Annotated in this window: 17 protein-coding genes; 8 read left to right on the top strand and 9 right to left on the bottom strand. The window is 71.7% G+C overall.

The genetic code is table 11. The features are described from left to right. Nucleotides 1–93 precede the first annotated feature (93 nt). Entirely contained in the window at nt 94–1,332 is a 1,239-nt protein-coding gene (locus ABTZ54_RS19330) for an MFS transporter (protein WP_351664644.1), read from the bottom strand. Between the two features lie 87 nt (nt 1,333–1,419). On the opposite strand from ABTZ54_RS19330, the gene ABTZ54_RS19325 reads away from it, so the two are divergent. Continuing rightward, a complete protein-coding gene (locus tag ABTZ54_RS19325) occupies nt 1,420–1,950 on the top strand; it encodes a MarR family winged helix-turn-helix transcriptional regulator (RefSeq protein ID WP_351664642.1) in 531 nt (176 codons plus the stop codon). Between the two features lie 12 nt (nt 1,951–1,962). Here the strand turns inward: ABTZ54_RS19325 and ABTZ54_RS19320 are convergent, their stop codons facing one another. The 6 genes from ABTZ54_RS19320 to ABTZ54_RS19295 form a co-directional block, all read right to left on the bottom strand. Further along, nucleotides 1,963–2,439: a hypothetical protein gene (locus ABTZ54_RS19320; RefSeq protein WP_351664640.1), complete on the bottom strand. Its 477-nt coding sequence runs from the start codon at nt 2,437–2,439 to the stop codon at nt 1,963–1,965. A gap of 88 nt (nt 2,440–2,527) precedes the next feature. Next, nucleotides 2,528–3,286: a succinate dehydrogenase iron-sulfur subunit gene (locus ABTZ54_RS19315; RefSeq protein WP_351664638.1), complete on the bottom strand. Its 759-nt coding sequence runs from the start codon at nt 3,284–3,286 to the stop codon at nt 2,528–2,530. Next, nucleotides 3,286–5,040, bottom strand: coding sequence for a succinate dehydrogenase flavoprotein subunit (gene sdhA, locus ABTZ54_RS19310; protein ID WP_351664636.1), 1,755 nt, complete (start codon nt 5,038–5,040; stop codon nt 3,286–3,288). The genes ABTZ54_RS19315 and sdhA overlap by 1 nt, the downstream gene beginning before the upstream one ends. Nucleotides 5,041–5,064: 24 nt before the next feature. Next, nucleotides 5,065–5,538 (bottom strand): succinate dehydrogenase hydrophobic membrane anchor subunit, encoded by a 474-nt coding sequence (locus ABTZ54_RS19305; RefSeq protein ID WP_351664634.1) that lies wholly within the window; start codon nt 5,536–5,538, stop codon nt 5,065–5,067. Between the two features lie 8 nt (nt 5,539–5,546). Then, the gene (gene sdhC, locus ABTZ54_RS19300; protein ID WP_123954581.1) at nt 5,547–5,927 is read right to left on the bottom strand and encodes a succinate dehydrogenase, cytochrome b556 subunit; all 381 of its coding nucleotides are present in this window, start codon (nt 5,925–5,927) and stop codon (nt 5,547–5,549) included. A 224-nt stretch (nt 5,928–6,151) separates the two neighbouring features. Beyond that, a complete protein-coding gene (locus ABTZ54_RS19295) occupies nt 6,152–6,556 on the bottom strand; it encodes a 2-oxo-4-hydroxy-4-carboxy-5-ureidoimidazoline decarboxylase (protein WP_502997278.1) in 405 nt (134 codons plus the stop codon). A gap of 312 nt (nt 6,557–6,868) precedes the next feature. On the opposite strand from ABTZ54_RS19295, the gene ABTZ54_RS19290 reads away from it, so the two are divergent. The 3 genes from ABTZ54_RS19290 to ABTZ54_RS19280 all read left to right on the top strand — a co-directional run bounded on the left by ABTZ54_RS19290 (nt 6,869) and on the right by ABTZ54_RS19280 (nt 9,881). Next, on the top strand, nt 6,869–8,509 hold the full coding sequence (locus ABTZ54_RS19290) for a beta-N-acetylhexosaminidase (protein ID WP_351664632.1): 1,641 nt from the start codon (nt 6,869–6,871) through the stop codon (nt 8,507–8,509). A 136-nt stretch (nt 8,510–8,645) separates the two neighbouring features. Then, the gene (locus ABTZ54_RS19285) at nt 8,646–9,293 is read left to right on the top strand and encodes a DUF4328 domain-containing protein (RefSeq protein ID WP_351664630.1); all 648 of its coding nucleotides are present in this window, start codon (nt 8,646–8,648) and stop codon (nt 9,291–9,293) included. 66 nt (nt 9,294–9,359) lie between these two features. Next, nucleotides 9,360–9,881, top strand: coding sequence for a hypothetical protein (locus ABTZ54_RS19280; protein WP_351664628.1), 522 nt, complete (start codon nt 9,360–9,362; stop codon nt 9,879–9,881). 34 nt (nt 9,882–9,915) lie between these two features. Here the strand turns inward: ABTZ54_RS19280 and ABTZ54_RS19275 are convergent, their stop codons facing one another. After that, nucleotides 9,916–10,662, bottom strand: a complete 747-nt coding sequence (locus tag ABTZ54_RS19275) for a Clp protease N-terminal domain-containing protein (RefSeq protein ID WP_351664626.1) — start codon at nt 10,660–10,662, stop codon at nt 9,916–9,918. 372 nt (nt 10,663–11,034) lie between these two features. On the opposite strand from ABTZ54_RS19275, the gene ABTZ54_RS19270 reads away from it, so the two are divergent. Next, complete coding sequence (locus tag ABTZ54_RS19270; protein ID WP_351664692.1) at nt 11,035–11,724, top strand: RNA polymerase sigma factor; 690 nt, start codon at nt 11,035–11,037, stop codon at nt 11,722–11,724. Next, nucleotides 11,724–12,731: a hypothetical protein gene (locus tag ABTZ54_RS19265; protein WP_351664625.1), complete on the top strand. Its 1,008-nt coding sequence runs from the start codon at nt 11,724–11,726 to the stop codon at nt 12,729–12,731. Before ABTZ54_RS19270 ends, ABTZ54_RS19265 begins: the two co-directional genes overlap by 1 nt. Nucleotides 12,732–12,914: 183 nt before the next feature. Here ABTZ54_RS19265 and ABTZ54_RS19260 read toward each other — a convergent pair whose 3' ends face one another. Continuing rightward, nucleotides 12,915–13,790, bottom strand: a complete 876-nt coding sequence (locus tag ABTZ54_RS19260; RefSeq protein WP_351664624.1) for a L,D-transpeptidase family protein — start codon at nt 13,788–13,790, stop codon at nt 12,915–12,917. A gap of 197 nt (nt 13,791–13,987) precedes the next feature. Between ABTZ54_RS19260 and ABTZ54_RS19255 the strand changes: the two genes are divergently transcribed. Then, the gene (locus ABTZ54_RS19255) at nt 13,988–15,568 is read left to right on the top strand and encodes an acyl-CoA mutase large subunit family protein (protein WP_351664623.1); all 1,581 of its coding nucleotides are present in this window, start codon (nt 13,988–13,990) and stop codon (nt 15,566–15,568) included. Nucleotides 15,569–15,628: 60 nt separating this feature from the next. Continuing rightward, nucleotides 15,629–16,285 carry a leucine efflux protein LeuE gene (leuE, locus tag ABTZ54_RS19250; RefSeq protein WP_351664622.1) on the top strand — a complete coding sequence of 219 codons (657 nt, stop codon included), beginning with the start codon at nt 15,629–15,631 and terminating at the stop codon, nt 16,283–16,285. Nucleotides 16,286–16,302 lie beyond the last annotated feature (17 nt).

Below are 16,302 nucleotides of genomic sequence, written 5' to 3'. Positions count from 1 at the left end.
GCGGCGGGGGAGGGCGCCTGGGCGGGGGCCATGGCGTGCCGGACTTCCGCGCCGTCGCGGCCCGGCGGATCAGGGCCGGACAGGCCCCAGCCCTCAGCCGTCCCTGAAGCGCCGCACTCCCGGCACGAGCCCCGTGCCGAGGCAGCAGCCGCCCACCAGGACGGCGGCGGCCAGCAGTGGGACCTCCGGCCCCCAGGCGGCGGCCGCGAGGGGCGCGAGTGCGTAGCCGAGTGGCATCGCGGCGAGCGAGAGCAGCCAGTCGTACGAAGTGACGCGGGCCAGCGCGTGTGCGGGTACGGCCCGTTGGACCGCCGTCTCCCAGAGCGGGCCGAGGAAGCCGAGCCCGGCCTGGGCGAGCCCGTACGCGGCGATGGTGAGGGGCGCGGGGGCGTCCGTCGCGAGGAGGACCAGGGGCAGCGCGTACGTGGCGAGGCCGAGGTTGGCGGTGAGGACCGGGCGCCGGGGGCGGATCCGGTCGGCGGCCAGCGAGCCGAGCAGCAGTCCGACGGCGCCGACCTGGAGGAGGAGCACCCAGGTGCCCTTGCCGCCGAGCCGGTCGAGGGCGATGGCCGGGCCGAGGGTCATGAGGACGGCGGCGGCGCCGTTCCAGGCGCTGTGGCCGATGAGGCTGGTCCAGTACCAGTCGCGGGTGCGGACCTCCCGCCAGCCCTCCTTGAGGTCGTCGAGCAGGGCGCTGCGGGGGGTGGTCACCCGTTCCACGCGTACGGCGCACAGCAGGGCGGCGCTGACGGCGAAGCTGGCCGCGTCCAGGACGAAGGCCCAGCCGGGGCCGACGGTCCAGATCAGCGCCCCGGCGAGGGCGGGGCCGCAGACGCGGCCGGCGCTGTGGGCGACGCCCATGGCCGCGTTGGCGCGCTGGAGGCCCTCGGGGGGCACCGTGCCCTTCACGAGCGGCGCTCCGGTCGGCATCGCGAACGCCCCGGCGGCGCCGCCGACCACCTCGACGGAGGCGATCACCCACAGGGTGGGGGAGCCGCTCAGGAGCTCGATCCCGACGAGGAGCTGGGTGGCGCAGCGTACGAGGTCCATGGCGAGGGCGACGGTCCGGGCGTCGAACCGGTCGCCGACCACGCCGCCGAGCGGCAGCAGGAGCAGCTTGGGCACCATGGAGCAGGCGAGCACCAGGGCGAGCGTCGAGGTCGATCCGGTCGCCTCCAGGACGGCGAGGGCGAGGGCGGCGGGGATGACGGCGTCGCCGAGGAGGGAGAGCGTACGGCCGGTGAAGAGCAGCCGGAAGGAGCGGGTGCGCAGGGGGTGGGGGCTCGATGGGGGCGACGGGGCGGCGGGCACGGCGGATCTGGGCAGGACCATGCCACGCAGAGTATTTCGGTGCCGAATAATTCGTCAACGAAATACTTAGCCCGCTCGGCGTCCCCGCCCCGGACGTACGATCACTGCATGGCACCCACCGAGGAAGCGCGCGACTGGACCGACGAGCACGTGGCCCGCTGGCAGCCGGTCCTGCCCGGCCTCGATCCGGTCGTCGAGGGCGCGGTCACCCGGATGAAGAAGCTCTCCGTCCATCTGCGCCGGGTGCGGGAACAGTCCCTGGTCGACTTCGACCTCGAACGCCACGAGTTCGACACCCTCCACAAGCTGGCCGGCCGCGGCGGCAGCGCCGCCCCCTCCGAACTGGCCCAGGACCTCGACCTCGCCCCCGCCTCCGTCACCGGCCGCCTCGACGCCCTGGAGAAGCGCGGCCTCGTCCACCGCACCCAGTCCACGACCGACCGCCGCCGCGTGATCGTCGAACTCACGCCCTCGGGCCACGAGACCTGGCTCGGCGCGATGGACGTCCTGGGCCACGAGGAGTACCGCCTCCTCGGCACCCTCACCCCCGAGGAACGCACCCAGCTCAACGACCTGCTCCGCCGCGTCATGCTCGTCGCGGAGGAGAACACGGGGGCGTCGGCGGCCTGGCGCGGCTAGGCCGACAAAAGATCAGGCGCTCAGCGCCCGCGCGTAGTTGAGCTGCCCCATCACCCAGTGCATGGTCTCCGGGCTCGTCGCCGGGATCATGGTCGAGTGGTAGCGCCCGCCGCTGGTGACCGTGATCTGGATGAAGCCGGTCGTCCGCTTCTCCTTCATCAGCAGGAACAGCAGGCCCAGGAAGCAGAAGACGAAGAACACGACCGCGAGGACGATACCCGTGGTGGAGATCTTCTCCTCGGTCCGCGACATGTCCATCGCGTTCCAGGCCGCGCCCTTGAGCGGCATCGGCCCGGCCGGGGTGACGATCTGGTCCCCGACGACGGAGATGTCGCCGAGCGTGAGCCGAGGCCCCACCGGAGCCGGCATCAGCGGAGCCGGCACCGGCATCCCCGTCGGCTGCTGCGGGTACCCGTACCCCGGCGTCGCGGGCTGCCCGCCGGGCCCCCACTCGTACTCCCCCGACTTGTAAGGGTTCGGCTCGCTCATCAGTCCCCGTCCTCCGCACACGAAAAAGCCCGCTTCTGCACGTCGCAGCGTACAGAAGCGGGCTCTCCCGCAAGGTGGGGCCCAGGGATCAGAAGCGGCGCGTGATCAGCGCGCGCTTCACTTCCTGGATCGCCTTCGTGACCTCGATGCCACGCGGGCAGGCGTCCGTGCAGTTGAACGTCGTGCGGCAGCGCCACACGCCGTCCTTGTCGTTCAGGATCTCCAGGCGCTGCTCGCCCGCCTCGTCACGCGAGTCGAAGATGAAGCGGTGCGCGTTGACGATCGCGGCCGGACCGAAGTACTGGCCGTCGTTCCAGAAGACCGGGCACGAGGAGGTGCAGGCGGCGCAGAGGATGCACTTCGTCGTGTCGTCGAAGCGCTCGCGGTCCTCGGCGGACTGCAGGCGCTCGCGGGTCGGCTCGTTGCCCTTGGTGACCAGGAACGGCATGACGTCCCGGTACGCCTGGAAGAAGGGCTCCATGTCGACCACGAGGTCCTTCATCACCGTGAGGCCCTTGATGGCCTCGACCGTGATCGGCTTCTCGGGGTTCAGGTCCTTGATCAGCGTCTTGCAGGCGAGCCTGTTCTTGCCGTTGATCCGCATCGCGTCCGAACCGCAGATGCCGTGCGCGCACGAGCGGCGGAAGGTCAGCGTGCCGTCCAGATCCCACTTGATCTTGTGAAGGGCGTCGAGCACACGCTCCTTCGGGTCGATCTCGGTCTGGAAGTCCTCCCAGACCGCCGCGTCCGAGATCTCGGGGTTGAAGCGGCGGATCCGGACGGTGATCGTGATGTACGGGGAGGCGGCGGACTCCGCCTCGACCTTGTCCAGTACGGGAGTAGCCATCAGTACTTACGCTCCATCGGCTGGTAGCGGGTCGTCACGACCGGCTTGTAGTCGAGACGGACGGTCTCGGCGCCGTCCTCGCCGACCTCGCGGTACGCCATGGTGTGGCGCATGAAGTTGACGTCGTCGCGGTTCGGGTAGTCCTCGCGGTAGTGACCGCCGCGGGACTCCTTGCGCGCCAGGGCCGAGACGGCCATGACCTCGGCCAGTTCGAGCAGGTTGCCCAGCTCGATGGCCTCCAGCAGGTCGGTGTTGAAGCGCTTGCCCTTGTCCTGGATGGACACGTTCTTGTACCGCTCGCGCAGCTCGGCGATCTTCTCGACGGCCGTCTTGATGGTCTGCTCCGTGCGGAACACCATCACGTTGGCGTCCATCGTCTCCTGGAGCTCACGACGGATGTCGGCGACCCGCTCGTGACCCGTGGAGTTGCGCAGCTTCTCGATCGTCTCGACGACGAGCGCCTCGGGGTTCTCCGGCAGCTCGACGTAGTCGTGCTTGGCGGAGTACTCGGCGGCGGCGATGCCGGAGCGCTTGCCGAAGACGTTGATGTCGAGGAGCGAGTTGGTGCCGAGGCGGTTGGCGCCGTGCACCGACACGCAGGCGACCTCGCCGGCCGCGTACAGACCCGGGACGACGGTGGTGTTGTCCGACAGGACCTCACCCTCGACGTTGGTCGGGATGCCGCCCATGGCGTAGTGCGCGGTGGGCTGGATCGGGATCGGGTCCGTGTAGGGCTCGATGCCGAGGTAGGTGCGCGCGAACTCCGTGATGTCGGGCAGCTTGGCGTCCAGCTGCTCCGGCGGGAGGTGCGTCAGGTCCAGGTAGACGTGGTCGCCCTCGGGACCGCAGCCGCGGCCCTCGCGGATCTCCGTGTAGATGGAGCGGGAGACGACGTCACGGGACGCGAGGTCCTTCATGACCGGCGCGTACTTCTCCATGAAGCGCTCGCCGTCCTTGTTGCGCAGGATGCCGCCCTCACCGCGGGCGCCCTCCGTGAGCAGGATGCCCATGCGCCAGATGCCCGTCGGGTGGAACTGGAAGAACTCCATGTCCTCCAGCGGCAGCCCGCGGCGGTAGCACGCGGCCTGGCCGTCACCGGTCAGGGTGTGGGCGTTGGACGTCACCTTGAAGAACTTGCCGGTGCCGCCGGACGCGTAGATCACGGCCTTCGCCTGGAAGACGTGGATCTCGCCGGTGGCCAGCTCGTAGGCGACCACACCGGCGGACTTCTTGACGCCGTCGACCTCGGTGATCAGCTGGTCCAGGACGTAGAACTCGTTGAAGAACTCCACGCCCTCCTTGACGCAGTTCTGGTACAGCGTCTGGAGGATCATGTGGCCGGTGCGGTCCGCGGCGTAGCAGGACCGGCGGACCGGGGCCTCGCCGTGGTTACGGGAGTGACCACCGAAGCGGCGCTGGTCGATCGTCCCGTTGGGCGTCCGGTTGAACGGCAGGCCCATCTTCTCCAGGTCGAGGACGGCGTCGATGGCCTCCTTCGCCAGGATCTCGGCGGCGTCCTGGTCGACCAGGTAGTCACCGCCCTTGACCGTGTCGAAGGTGTGCCACTCCCAGTTGTCCTCCTCCACGTTGGCCAGCGCGGCGGCCATGCCGCCCTGCGCGGCGCCCGTGTGGGAGCGGGTGGGGTAGAGCTTCGTCAGCACGGCGGTGCGGCTGCGCTTCGTCGACTCGATGGCCGCGCGCATGCCGGCGCCGCCGGCGCCGACGATGACGGTGTCGTACTTGTGGAACTTCATGACGTGGTTACCTCAGCCCCGTGCCTAGCGGATGTTCGGGTCGAAGGTGAAGATCACCAGCGTGCCCAGAAGGATGGTGAACACCGTGGCGGTGTACAGCAGGCCCTTGAGCCACAGGCGCGTGTTGGCGCGCTCCGCGTAGTCGTTGATGACCGTGCGGAGGCCGTTGGCACCGTGCAGCATCGCGAGCCACAGCATCAGCAGGTCCCAGACCTGCCAGAACGGGGACGCCCAGCGGCCGGCCACGAAGGCGAAGCCGATCTTGGAGACGCCGCCGTCCAGGAAGAGCTGGATCAGCAGGTGGCCGAGGACCAGGACGACGAGGACGACACCCGAGAGGCGCATGAAGAGCCACGCGGCCATCTCGAAGTTGCCCCGGGTCGCCCGCGGGGTCTTGCCCGTGCGCTTGCGGGGGGCCTCGATGTACGGGGCCGGGTTGTCCACGTCGTAGGCAGCGCCCTCGACGGGACCGATGGCGGAAGTGGTGTCAGCAGACATGTCTGAAGTCAGCTCCCGAACAGTTCACGTGCGGCGTGGCCGAGGACGGGGTACAGCGAGCCCGCCATCAGCACGACCCAGATGCCCACGACGGTCCAGAGCATCTGCTTCTGGTAGCGCGGGCCCTTGGACCAGAAGTCCACGGCGATGACACGGAGACCGTTCAGCGCGTGGAAGAGGATGGCGGCGACGAGGCCGTACTCGAGGAGTGCGACGATCGGCGTCTTGTACGTCGCCACGACATCGTCGTACGCCTCGGGGGAGACGCGGACGAGAGCGGTGTCAAGGACGTGTACGAACAGGAAGAAGAAGATGAGGACGCCGGTGACTCGATGAGCCACCCAGGACCACATTCCTTCCCGGCCGCGGTACAGCGTTCCAGCCGGCACGGAAAAACCCTCCGGGAGCGGGGATCGGGGCCGGCCGGCTTCTCTGTCGGTCTGGCCCGGCCGGGTACGGTCCACCGGCCCCGGTCATCGTAGCGACGACTTGTCGGTTCGCTCGCGCGGGGTCCATAGGTGTGATCAAACAGGCACGGACGGACTATCAGCGGAGTCCGAATCGCCGCATTTAGGGCGCTTGCGGAGCAACCTTCCGGGCATCTCGGACGAACTCACCCGCCTGCGACCGAACGGGTGAGCCGGGTACGGGCGAGACGGCGCAGCTCCTCGGCGGCGACCACCCGCTCCTCCTCCCTTTCGTTGCCGAGACGTGACCGGATCCCGGCGAGGACCCGGTCGAGCCGCTCGCCCGCCGGGACCCCGTCCAGGCTGATCACGAACGCGTGCCCGAAGCCGCTCTCGTACGCGGCGTGCGCGGCCCGCAGCGCCGTCCGCGCGGCCGGCGGGGCGTCCGGGTGCGGCAGCGCCGCCGTCTCGTGCGACAGGGCCTCGTCCAGATCCGGCCCCGACAGGTCGTAACCGGCCTCGTCGGCGGCGGCGAGCAGCGCGTCGAGGGTCGGGTACGGGCGGTGCGCGGCCACCCGTTCGGCCCAGTGCCGGCTGCCGCAGCAGCGCAGCAGCAGGGCCTCGGCGAGGGCGTGCGGCGCCTCGTTGAAGCCGGACAGGCCGCCGGGGTGCCAGTGACGTGCCGCCTGGGCAGGTATGGCGGGTGGGTCCAGGGTCCGGGAGGGTGCGTGAGTGTCGCTGGTGCTGGTCAGCGGTGACTCCGGGAGCGAAAGCCGTGGGGTGGATGTGACGCCACGCTATCGGCGGTACGGGGGAAGTGTCCGACGGATGCGCGAATTTCACCTGGACGAGTGGTTTCGGGCCGAGCGGCGACAGAAGGCCCGGGATGCCATGAATCGCGAGGTGAGGGAGGATTCCGAGTGATGCGGTACTCCATACGGGGGCCCCTCCGGGGCCCCGCACTGATGGCGGCCGCGGTGGCGCTGGCCACCGTGACGGCCTGTTCGAACGGCTCCGGCGGCGGCCCGCCCGCCGCCTCCGGCACGGGCACGGCCACCACGGCCACCGCCCCGACCGGCCCCACCACGGCCTCGGCCCCGCCGCCCGCGCCGCCGAGTCCGACGCCCACGAAGACGTATCCGCTCTCCACGGCCCCGCTCACCATCCCGGCCGTCCGCTCCCACACGGCGGCCCGCGGCCCCGGCTGGAAGCCGGGACCCGACACCGGGGTCGTCGTCGCCGCGAAGGACGAGGCCGCCCTCGCCGACGAGGCCCGGCTGATCGCGGGCGAGCTGCGCGTCCCGTACCGGGGCACCGCGGCCGCCCGCCCCGGCGACGTCTCCCTCGCTCTCGGCGGGCAGGGCGCCGCCGAGTCGTACACCCTCGCCGTCCAGGGCGGCGGGGTCCGGATCACCGGGCCCGACCAGGCCGGCGTCTTCTACGGCACCCGCACCCTCAAGCAGTCCGTCAGGTCCACCGGGGCGATACCCGAGGGCGTGATCGCCGACGCCCCGGCGAAGCCCCAGCGCGGTCTCATGGTCGACATCGCCCGCAAGTACTTCACCGCCGGCTGGATCGAGGCCCGGGTCCGCGAGATGGCCGACCTCAAGCTGAACCAGCTCGGGCTGCACTTCTCCGACGACCAGGGCTTCCGCATCGCCTCCGACAGCCACCCGGAGATCGTCTCCGCCCAGCACCTGAGCAAGGCCGAGGTCCGGCGGATCGTGGCGCTCGCGGCGAGCCTGCACATCACCGTCGTCCCCGAGATCGACTCGCCCGGACACCTCGGCGCCGTCATCGACGCCCACCCGGAGCTCCAGCTCGTCAGCGCCACCGGCCGCAAGCCGCGCGGCGCCGTCGACATCTCGAAGCCGGCCTCCGCGAAGATCGTCGACGAGCTGCTGCGCGAGTACATCGGCCTCTTCCCCGGTGCCTACTGGCATCTGGGCGGCGACGAATACGTGGCCCTGATGTCGAAGAACCCCGAGGCGACCTACCCCCAGCTCGCCCGCGCCGCGACCGCCCGGTACGGCGCCTCCGGCCGGGTCCAGGACCTCGCCACCGGCTGGCTGAACGACCGCGCGGCGGTGGTGCGGCCGACCGGCAAGGCCCTGCGCGCCTGGAACGACGGCTTCTTCCCGGGCGGGGTGGCCACCGCCGACAAGGACCTCCAGGTCGCCTACTGGACCGGCAAGGAGATCGGCGCCCGTCCGCCCGTCCCGTACCTGAGCGCGGGCCGCAAGGTGATCAACTACAACGACGAGTACCTCTATTACGTGCTCGGCCAGCCCAACGACTTCACGTACCCCACCGGCCGCCGCATCTACGAGCAATGGACCCCCCTCGTCCTGCGCGGCACCGCCCCCGTGGCCTCCCGCTACGACCCGCAGATCCTCGGTGGCAGCTTCGCGGTCTGGTGCGACCTCGCGGGCGCCCAGACCCAGGCGCAGGTGGCCGACGGCATCCGGATGCCCCTGACGGCGACCTCCCAGAAGCTGTGGGACGCCAGGAAGCCGTCCCTGACCTGGGACCGCTTCAAGACCCTGGCGTCCCAGGTGCGCTGACGCCCCGGCTCCGCCCGGGCCCTTTCCCCGTGGACGCCGCCCTTCCGGGTCACGTACGGTCCTCTCCCGCGGCCGCCCGGCCGCGCCGGCGCCTCGGGGAGAGGCGCCGCACGTCCCTGGGGGATCCGCCTTCACCATGCTCCGCAATCCCAACGGCCTGTCCATAGCCGTCGTGTGCCTGCTCGCCGCGACTGCCGTCGCCGACCTCGCCAGCCTCGCCGCCACCGCCGCCATGCGCTCCGACCTCACCGGCCCGCTCGCGGACCACCCCGACCCGGAGGGGTACGAGGGCACCCTGAGCGCGCTCCTGGCCTGGACGGCGCAGGGCATGCTGCTGATCGCGACCGCGGTCGTCTTCATCGTCTGGCTCTTCCGGGTCCGGGGGAACGCCGACGTCTGGGCGCCGGACCTCCAGCGCCGGGCGAAGGGCTGGATGATCGCGGGCTGGGTCGTCCCGATCGTCGCGCTCTGGTTCCCGAGGACCGTCGTCGTGGACATCTGGCGGGCGAGCCGCCCGGAGCCCTACGGGGCCGACCGCAAGGGCGAGCTGGTCCTGATCAACTTCTGGTGGCTGTTCTTCCTCGTCTCGCAGATCGTGTCCGAGGTCGGCGGCCGTTCCTTCGACGACGCCCACGACGTCGACACGCTCGTCGCCGCCACGGGCTGGATCCTCACGGGCGACCTCACCGACGTCGTCGCCGCCGTCCTCGCGATCCTGCTCGTCCGCCGTCTCACCTCTATGCAGCACCAGAAGGCGACTGGCATGATTCCGGCCGCGCAGTGACGGAAATTCGCCGCACGGCGCAGTAGTGGAAGTACTGCGTCCGCATCGGGTGGCGAGGAGGCGTCCATGACGTCGGCGACGAGCACGGGGCTGCTGGAACTGATCGACCGGGCCGACGAACGGAGCCTGGCCGCCGCCGGACTCGCCTGTCTCGACCGGTGTCTGCCGCTGCTCGCGCCCGAGGGCGCCGAGGTGCTGCGGCCCGTGTGGGCCGCGGTCGCGCGCGGCGACGGCGGGGCGTGGGGCGAGGCCGTGGGCAAGGCCCGGGCCGCGCTGGAGGGTGCGGGCGACGGCGCCGACGGGGTCGTCACCCTGGTGCGCGCGATGCTCGACGGCCTTCCCGCCGAGTGGGCCGAGGGCCCGCTGCGGGAGTGGGCCGCGCGCTGTTCCGCGATCGCGCTGACCGTGCACGGCCGGTACGACGCCAACGAGGACGGCCCGCTCCACGCGGGTGAACTCCGGCGTCAGCAGGCCGTACTGGAGGCCGCCGCCCACGGCCCGACGGGGCTGCGCCGGGCGCGGGAGCTGTCGACCGAGGGCGGCCGGGTGCTGCGGGCGGTCGTCTCGCGCCGGGCGCGTACCGCCTGACGGAGCCGCGCGGGGCCCGGCCGCCCTCGGTGCGTCAGGCCTCCGGCTCCTCGATCTTCAGCGACGCGACGGCCTCGGCGATCTCCTGTTCGGCGACCGCCTTGTCGAGGCCGAGGCCGGCGAGCGCGCCCTTGCCGTCCTCGAACTCCAGGAGCGCCAGCAGGATGTGCTCGGTGCCGACGTAGCTGTGGCCGAGCCGCAGGGCCTCCCGGAAGGTGAGCTCCAGGACCTTCTTGGCGTCCGCGTCGAACGGGACGAGCGCGGGCCGCTCCTCCGCCGCCGGGGGCAGTGCCGGGGTCAGCGCCGCGCGGAGCGCCTCCGGGGTGACGCCGTGCCGGGTGATCCAGACGGCGGCGATGCCCTCGGGCTCGGTGAGCAGGCCGAGCGCCAGGTGGGCGGGGGTGATCCGGTCGTTGTGGGCCTGGTGGGCCTCGTTCTGGGCGCCCACGACGACGTTCCGGGCCCGGGGGGTGAAGCGGCTGAACCCGGCGTTCGGGTCCAGCTTCGCCGCGTCGCCGTCCTTGTCGTCCTTGGGGACGAAGCGCTTCTGGGCGGCCTGCCGGGTGACGCCCATGCTCTTGCCGATGTCGGTCCAGGAGGCGCCCGCGCGCCGGGCCTGGTCCACGAAGTGCCCGATGAGGTGGTCGGCGACCTCGCCGAGGTGGTCCGCCGCGATGACCGCGCCGGAGAGCTGGTCGAGGGCGTCCGGGTGGGACTTCTTGATCGCTTCGATCAGGTCGTCGAGACGCACGGGGTTGTTCACGCCGAGTGGATTCGTCATGAGTGCAACCCTAGGTTGACAGTCCCGGGGTGTCAACGGGAGGTTGACAGTCGACGGTCAAAAGGTCGACGGTCAAAAGAAAAGGGCGCCCGGTGAGAGGCGCCCGAAAAGGAAGACGACCGGGGCCGCCACCCCCCACAGGAGAGGCCCCGGTCGTCGTCCGCGGAGCCGCAGCACGGCCCCGTACTCCTAACAGCGCCATGCCCGCGATTTCTGTCACACCCCACCGTCCCCGGCAGAAGTTGCAGGTTGTACAAAGAGCGGACCCGCGTGGACGCGGCGCCCGAAAAGGACGTAGCGTTTCTGCTGCGCCGCGGGCGGCGTGGCGGTGACGACCAGCCGCGATGGCGCGACGACGAACAGGTGTGGGGAGTGCTGGGGGACGACGCGGAGCTGACCGCCGCAGTGCTCGCCGCGCAGAACGGCGACGAGGACGCCTTCCGCACCGTCTACCGCGCGGTGCAGCCCCGGCTCCTCGGATACATACGCACGCTGGTCGGCGAGGCCGACGCCGAGGACGTCGCCTCGGAGAGCTGGCTCCAGATAGCCCGCGACCTCGACCGCTTCTCCGGCGACGCCGACCGCTTCCGCGGCTGGGCCGCCCGCATCGCCCGCAACCGCGCGCTCGACCACATCCGGATGCGCGGCCGCCGTCCCGCGATCGGCGGCGACGAGACCGAACTCACCGACAAGCCCGCCGAGTCCGACACCGCCGGCGAGGCACTGGAAGCCCTGGCCACCGGCCGCACCATGCACCTCATCTCCCAGCTTCCGCAGGACCAGGCCGAGGCCGTCGTCCTGCGGGTCGTCGTCGGCCTGGACGCCAAGAGCGCCGCCGACACCCTCGGCAAACGCCCCGGCGCCGTCCGCACCGCCGCCCACCGCGGCCTCAAGAAACTGGCCGAACTCCTCGGCGCGGCAGGCGCCGCGGGCCCCGAGGACCCCGAGGCCGATCCCGCCGCCCCCCTGGACGGCGTCCCTCCGCAGCGCGGCCGCCGCCCGGGGGCCACCGCCCCCGGCGGTGTGACGCAAACGCCCGCGCGGACGCAGAAGGACATGTGATGGCCGACGAGCGGTACCAGTGGCTCGACCAGGAGGCCGCGGAGCGGCTGCTGCGCGGCGAGCCGGTCGAACCCGCCCGCGACCCCGCCGACCTCGACGACACGGCCCGTGCGCAGGCCGAACTCCTCGCCCGGACCCTCGGCGCGGCCCGTACCCCCGTCGCCGTCCTCGGCCCGGACGGTGAACTCCCCGGCGAGGCCGCCGCCCTGGCCGCCTTCCGCGAGGCCTCCGCCGAGCGCGCCGCCGAAGCCGCCGCGACCCGGTACGCGGTGCCCGGCGCCGCGCCCGAACTCGGCACCGTACAGATCGCGCGGGCGCCCTCCGGCCCCCGCTGGGGCCGCTCCCTGCGCTACGGCCTGGCCGCCGCGCTCGCGGCCGTCACCGTCGGCGGGGTCGCCGTCGCCGCCGGTACGGGCGTGCTGCCGCTGACCGGGGAGCCGAAGCCCGCCCGCTCCGTCAGCGCGGTCGAGCCCCCCGAAGGCTCCGCCACCACCGGATCCGCCGTCCCCGGCTCGCCGACCGGCGGCACGGGCCCGGCGGTCCCGTCCGTGCCCCTGGACGACGAGCACTCCGCCACTCCCGGCGCCACCGGCTCCCCGGCGACCGCCACGGCCGGATCCGGCCACGGCAGCGCCACCCCGTCGCCGAGCCGGACCACCGCGGGCAAGGGCGGGGACGAGGACGCCGAGCGCAGCAAGACACTGAAGGCCTGCCGCGAGTTCCAGGAGGGCAGGCTGGCCGACAGTGGCAGGCAGCGGCTCCAGAGCGCGCTCCGGAACGGCGAGACCGTCAAGCGCTACTGCACCCGCGTCCTCTCCGGCACCCCCGCCACCGGCGACACGAGCGGCGGCTCGGACGGTGACGACAACGGTGACCGAGGCGGCGAGAAGCACCACCCCGGCGGCTCCGGCGGCTCCGGGAAACCGGAGTCGAAGCCCGGCACGAAGCCCGCGACGGGCGACGAGCAGGGCGAGGAGAAGCCCGACCGGCACCCCCCGCGCCGCTAGGTGTGACACTTTTCGATCCGCCGGCGCAGTACTGAGTGAGCCGACTGGTCATCGGCGAGCGCAACGAGCCGGGGTTCCCCCCGTACCTTCGGCTCAGCGCACCGGCGCGGGTGGGACACGTTCCCCCGGTCCCACCCGCGCCCCTTCTTCCCACGGGCCCCACGGGCCCCCGGGCCCCTCAGGTCACCAGTGCACGACGACCTTGTCGCCCACCTTCACCTGGTCGAACAGCCGCGACAGCTTCGCCTTGTCCCGTACGTTGACGCAGCCGTGCGAGGCTCCCGCGTAGCCGCGCGCCGCGAAGTCCGCCGAGTAGTGCACCGCCTGGCCGCGGCTGAAGAACATCGCGTACGGCATGGGCGTGTGGTAGATCGTCGACGTCCACTCCCGCGCCTTCCACTCGACCGTGAACAGGCCCTCGCGGGTGGGGGTGTTCTCCGAGCCGAAGCGCACGTCCATCGACGAGACGACCTTGCCGTCGATCATCCAGGCGAGCGTCCTGCTCTCCTTGCTGATGCACATCACCCGCCCGGTCATGCAGCGCGGGTCCGGGGCGTCCAGCTTGTTGGTGGTGGACGGCTTCAGCTCGTCGGCGGTCGGCCGGTGCGTCAGGGCGACCAGCTTCTGCCAGGTCGCCTCGTCGACCGAGCCGGTCGGCGGCAGCTCCCGCTTCTTCTGGAAGGACTTCACCGCGCCCGCGGTCATCGTCCCGTAGAAGCCGGTGGGCGCCCGGTCGAAGTAGCCGAGCTGCCGCAGCCGCGCCTGGAGCTCGCGCACCTGCTCGGTCTCGTCGCCGTCGCCCATCAGGGCCTTGGGGGCGGGGGCCGAGGTGCCGGCGGAGGGCGACGAAGGCTTGTCGTCCGAGGACGGGGTCGACGGGCTCGAGGAGCTCGTCGAGCTCGCCGGGGGAGCGGTCGTGGTCGCGGCGGGCGGCGCCGTCGTCGTGCCCCCGCCCCCGCCCGTACCGCCGGAACCCGCGCCCGCGGGCCCGCACCCCGCGACGAGCGCGATGCCCGCCGCTGCCAGGACCACTCTGCGTATGACGGACGATCGCTTCATCTCTGTCCCCCGAATGTCGTGTGTACACAAGGGATGATTCCCAGCCGAGCGCGGTTGCGCACGTGACCGAATCGAGACGGGCATGCTGTGAGGAAGGTCCCAGCGGGCTGCTCTCCTCCCTGCCGTACGGCCGGGGCTACAGTCCGTCGCGACGGGACCGTACCGCTGAGTAGCAGGCTGATCGGGAGGCACAACACATGGCGCGCGAGTCGGAGTCGGGGCTGCCCATCGAGCCGGTCTACGGGCCGGACGCCCTGGACGGATGGGACCCCGCCGAGAAGCTGGGCGAGCCGGGCGCCTACCCCTTCACCCGCGGTGTGTACCCCTCGATGTACACCGGGCGGCCCTGGACCATGCGCCAGTACGCCGGTTTCGGCACCGCCGTCGAGTCCAACGCCCGCTACAAGCAGCTCATCGCCAACGGCACCATGGGCCTGTCCGTCGCCTTCGACCTGCCCACCCAGATGGGCCACGACTCCGACGCGCCCCTCGCGCACGGCGAGGTCGGCAAGGTCGGCGTCGCCATCGACTCGATCGACGACATGCGGGTCCTCTTCGACGGCATCCCGCTGGACCAGGTCTCCACGTCGATGACCATCAACGCCCCCGCCGCGCTGCTGCTCGTCCTCTACCAGCTCGTCGGCGAGGAACAGGGCGTCCCGGCCGACCGGCTGACCGGCACCATCCAGAACGACGTGCTCAAGGAGTACATCGCCCGCGGCACGTACATCTTCCCGCCCAAGCCCTCGCTGCGGCTGATCGCGGACGTCTTCCAGTACTGCAGGGCCGAGATCCCGAAGTGGAACACCATCTCGATCTCCGGCTACCACATGGCCGAGGCCGGTGCCTCGCCCGTGCAGGAGATCGCGTTCACGCTCGCCGACGGCATCGAGTACGTCCGCACGGCCGTCGCCGCCGGCATGGACGTGGACGACTTCGCGCCCCGGCTCTCCTTCTTCTTCGTCGCCCGTACGACGATCCTGGAGGAGGTCGCCAAGTTCCGCGCCGCCCGCCGGATCTGGGCGCGGGTGATGAGGGAGGAGTTCGGCGCGAAGAACCCCAAGTCGCTGATGCTCCGCTTCCACACCCAGACCGCCGGCGTGCAGCTCACCGCCCAGCAGCCCGAGGTCAACCTGGTCCGGGTCGCCGTCCAGGGCCTGGCCGCCGTCCTCGGCGGCACCCAGTCCCTGCACACCAACTCCTTCGACGAGGCCATCGCGCTGCCCACCGACAAGTCGGCCCGCCTCGCGCTGCGTACCCAGCAGGTCCTCGCGTACGAGACCGATGTGACCGCCACCGTCGACCCCTTCGCCGGCTCGTACGTCGTCGAGCGGATGACGGACGAGGTCGAGGCGGCAGCCCTGGAGCTGATGGCGAAGGTGGAGGAGCTGGGCGGCGCGGTCGAGGCGATCGAGCGCGGCTTCCAGAAGGGCGAGATCGAGCGTTCCGCGTACCGGATCGCCCAGGAGACCGACAGCGGCGAGCGGGTCGTCGTCGGCGTCAACCGCTACACCGTCGACGTCGAGGAGCCGTACGAGCCGCTGCGGGTCGACCCGGTGATCGAGGCCCAGCAGGCGGACCGGCTCGCCCGGCTCCGCGCCGAGCGCGACCAGGCGGCCGTGGACGCGGCCCTGGCCGAGCTGCGGAAGGCCGCCGAGGGCACGGACAACGTCCTCTATCCGATGCGGACGGCCCTCAAGGTGCGGGCCACGGTCGGCGAGGTCTGCGACGCGCTGCGCGCGGTGTGGGGCACCTACGTGCCGACCGACGCCTTCTAGTGACGCGTAGGGGGCCCAGGTCACAGCGGAGTGTCGTACCCGTGTGCGACACTCCGCTGCATGCTGGGTGTCACCGATCTGCCGACCTATCTCGCCGGGCTCGTCCTCATCATTCTCCTGCCGGGGCCGAACTCGCTGTACGTGCTGTCCGTCGCCGCCCGCAAGGGCACCCGGACCGGCTACAAGGCCGCCGCCGGTGTCTTCACCGGCGACACGGTCCTCATGACGCTCGCCGCCCTCGGCGCGGCCTCGCTCCTCCAGACCACACCGCTGCTCTTCATGATCGTGAAGTACGCGGGCGCCGGCTATCTGACCTGGATGGCCATCGGGATGCTCCGCTCGGCCTGGGCGATGTGGCGCGCCCGCGACGAGCAGCCGGCCGCCGAGGAGGCCGCCACCGGCCAGCCGGAGACGGTCGAGCGGCCGTACCGGCGGGCCCTGATCATCAGTCTGCTCAACCCGAAGGCGATCCTCTTCCTGATCTCCTTCTTCGTGCAGTTCGTGGACCCGTCCTACGCCTACCCGGCGCTCTCCTTCCTGGTCCTCGGCACGCTGCTCCAGATCGGCAGCTTCCTCTACCTGACCACCCTGATATTCGGCGGCACCCGCCTCGCCGCCGCCTTCCGCCGCCGCAAGCGCCTCTCCGCGGGCGCCACGACGGCCGCCGGCGCGCTCTTCCTCGGCTTCGCGGTGAAGCTGTCGACGGCCGGGGCCTGACCCCGCTTGACCCTGAC

The sequence above is a fragment of the Streptomyces sp. NPDC094032 genome (assembly GCF_040303965.1).
GTDB lineage: Bacteria > Actinomycetota > Actinomycetes > Streptomycetales > Streptomycetaceae > Streptomyces.
This window is presented reverse-complemented; position numbering and strand designations above follow the sequence as displayed.

What these genes read in the sequence shown, in the direction of transcription:
- leuE (WP_351664622.1), top strand. Translation starts at nt 15,629, where the DNA reads ATGCTGGGTGTCACCGATCTGCCGACCTATCTCGCCGGGCTCGTCCTC.
- ABTZ54_RS19315 (WP_351664638.1), bottom strand. Translation starts at nt 3,286, where the DNA reads ATGGCTACTCCCGTACTGGACAAGGTCGAGGCGGAGTCCGCCGCCTCC.
- ABTZ54_RS19330 (WP_351664644.1), bottom strand. Translation starts at nt 1,332, where the DNA reads ATGGTCCTGCCCAGATCCGCCGTGCCCGCCGCCCCGTCGCCCCCATCG.
- ABTZ54_RS19285 (WP_351664630.1), top strand. Translation starts at nt 8,646, where the DNA reads ATGCTCCGCAATCCCAACGGCCTGTCCATAGCCGTCGTGTGCCTGCTC.
- sdhA (WP_351664636.1), bottom strand. Translation starts at nt 5,040, where the DNA reads ATGAAGTTCCACAAGTACGACACCGTCATCGTCGGCGCCGGCGGCGCC.
- ABTZ54_RS19280 (WP_351664628.1), top strand. Translation starts at nt 9,360, where the DNA reads ATGACGTCGGCGACGAGCACGGGGCTGCTGGAACTGATCGACCGGGCC.
- ABTZ54_RS19255 (WP_351664623.1), top strand. Translation starts at nt 13,988, where the DNA reads ATGGCGCGCGAGTCGGAGTCGGGGCTGCCCATCGAGCCGGTCTACGGG.
- ABTZ54_RS19265 (WP_351664625.1), top strand. Translation starts at nt 11,724, where the DNA reads ATGGCCGACGAGCGGTACCAGTGGCTCGACCAGGAGGCCGCGGAGCGG.
- ABTZ54_RS19260 (WP_351664624.1), bottom strand. Translation starts at nt 13,790, where the DNA reads ATGAAGCGATCGTCCGTCATACGCAGAGTGGTCCTGGCAGCGGCGGGC.
- ABTZ54_RS19325 (WP_351664642.1), top strand. Translation starts at nt 1,420, where the DNA reads ATGGCACCCACCGAGGAAGCGCGCGACTGGACCGACGAGCACGTGGCC.
- ABTZ54_RS19275 (WP_351664626.1), bottom strand. Translation starts at nt 10,662, where the DNA reads ATGACGAATCCACTCGGCGTGAACAACCCCGTGCGTCTCGACGACCTG.
- ABTZ54_RS19320 (WP_351664640.1), bottom strand. Translation starts at nt 2,439, where the DNA reads ATGAGCGAGCCGAACCCTTACAAGTCGGGGGAGTACGAGTGGGGGCCC.
- ABTZ54_RS19290 (WP_351664632.1), top strand. Translation starts at nt 6,869, where the DNA reads ATGCGGTACTCCATACGGGGGCCCCTCCGGGGCCCCGCACTGATGGCG.
- ABTZ54_RS19305 (WP_351664634.1), bottom strand. Translation starts at nt 5,538, where the DNA reads ATGTCTGCTGACACCACTTCCGCCATCGGTCCCGTCGAGGGCGCTGCC.